This window comes from Streptosporangium sp. NPDC048047, from assembly GCF_040653115.1.
Lineage (GTDB): Bacteria > Actinomycetota > Actinomycetes > Streptosporangiales > Streptosporangiaceae > Streptosporangium.
This window is the reverse complement of the sequence record NZ_JBEZNH010000133.1, coordinates 1-1,903: the sequence shown is the minus strand read 5'-3', so window position 1 is coordinate 1,903 and position 1,903 is coordinate 1. Positions and strand designations below refer to the sequence as shown.

Annotated in this window: 2 protein-coding genes; both read left to right on the top strand. The window is 72.1% G+C overall.

Annotation, left to right across the window (positions count from 1 at the left end; genetic code table 11):
- Positions 1 to 683 (top strand): phosphopantetheine-binding protein (locus AB0D67_RS39060; RefSeq protein WP_362947482.1); only part of this gene is annotated, 683 nt, incomplete at its 5' end.
- Positions 684 to 699: 16 nt separating this feature from the next.
- Positions 700 to 1,903, top strand: a 1,204-nt coding sequence (locus AB0D67_RS39055; protein WP_362947479.1) for a beta-ketoacyl synthase N-terminal-like domain-containing protein, incomplete at its 3' end; no start/stop codon positions are given.

The window sequence follows — 1,903 nt, the reverse complement described above, 5'->3', positions numbered from 1 at the left end:
TGGAGCTGTTCGACGCGGCCCTGAGCGGTGACGACGCGCTCGTGGTCGCGGCCCGCTGGGACGCCGCCGGACTGCGTGCCAGGGCCGAGAACGGCGACCTGCCACCCATGCTGCGCGGCCTGGTCCGCATACCTCGCCGGTCCGTGGGCGGCGAGCAGGGCACGAGCCTCACCGCGCTCATGTCCCGCCTCGCCGAACTGACCAGGGAGGAGAGCCTGCGCGTGTTCACCGAACGGGTACGCGGCCACGTCGCCGTCGTCCTCGCCCACGGCAGCGCCGAGAAGATCAACGTCGACCGGGCGTTCACCCAGCTCGGCTTCGACTCCCTGACCGCCGTCGAGCTGCGCAACCGGCTCAGCGCCGACACCGGCCTGCGGCTGCCCGCCACGCTCGTGTTCGACCACCCCACGGTCGGCGCCCTGGCGGAGCACCTGTTCGACACGCTCGCCCCCGCCGCGCCCTCCCCCGAGGAGACCCTGCGCGGCGCGCTCGAACGGGTGGGATCCATGCTCACCAGCGCCAAGGACGACGGCGAGGCGATCCGCGGCAAGCTCGTCGCCGTGCTGCAGAGCGGCCTGGCCATGTTCGGCGCGCAGCCCAAGGGCGACGCCGACACCGTGATGGAGAAGATCGATTCCGCCTCGGACGAGGAGATCTTCGCGCTCATCGACAACGAACTGTGACGGGAAAGGCCGATCGATGAGAACAGAGGACAGGCTCCGCGACTACCTCAAGCGCGCCACCGTGGAACTGGCGGAGGCCCGCCGGCGACTGGGCGAGGACGAGGAGCGCCGCCACGAGCCGGTGGCGATCGTCGGGATGGCGTGCCGCTACCCGGGCGGGGTCGCCTCCCCGGAGGACCTGTGGGAGCTGGTCTCCTCAGGCCGGGACGCGATCGGTGAGTTCCCGGCGGACCGCGGCTGGGACGTGGACGCGCTGTACGACCCCGACCCCGAGGCGGCCGGGAAGACCTACACCCGCCACGGCGGCTTCCTGTACGACGTCGCCGACTTCGACGCGGCCTTCTTCGGCATCAGCCCGCGTACCGCGCTCGCCACCGACCCGCAGCACCGGCTGTTCCTGGAGACGTGCTGGGAGGCCCTGGAGCGGGCCGAGATCGAGCCGGGCGGCCTCCGCGGCACCAGGACCGGCGTCTACGTCGGCAACATGTACGACTACTACTCGGCGCGCTTCCTCCACGGCGCGCCCGAGTCCGTCGAGGGCAACCTGTTCACCTCCAGTGCGCCCAGCGTCATCGCGGGCCGCGTCGCCTACACCCTGGGCCTGGAGGGGCCGGCGCTGACGGTGGACACCGCCTGCTCGTCCTCGCTGGTCGCCATGCACCTGGCCGTACGGGCCCTGCGTCAGGGCGAGTGCTCGCTGGCACTGGCGGGCGGGGTGGCGGTCATGTCCACGCCCGTGGCGTTCGTCGAGTTCAGCAGGCAGGGCGCGCTGTCACCCGACGGCCGCTGCAAGTCGTTCTCCGCCTCGGCCGACGGCGCCGCCTGGGCCGAAGGAGTCGGCGTCCTGGCCCTGGAACGCCTCTCCGACGCCCGCCGCAACGGCCGCCGCATCCTCGGCGTCATCCGCGGCACCGCCGTCAACCAGGACGGCGCCAGCAACGGCATGACCGCCCCCAGCGGCCCCGCACAAGAACGCGTCATCCAGCAAGCCCTCACCGACGCCGGACTCGACACCCGCGACATCGACGTCGTCGAAGCCCACGGCACCGGAACCAAACTCGGCGACCCCATCGAAGCCCACGCCATCCTCGCCACCTACGGACACATGCGCCCCACCGACCGCCCCCTGTGGCTCGGCTCGATCAAGTCGAACATCGGCCACACCCAGGCCGCCGCGGGGGTGGCGGGTGTGATCAAGGTGGTGGAGGCGTTGCGGCGGC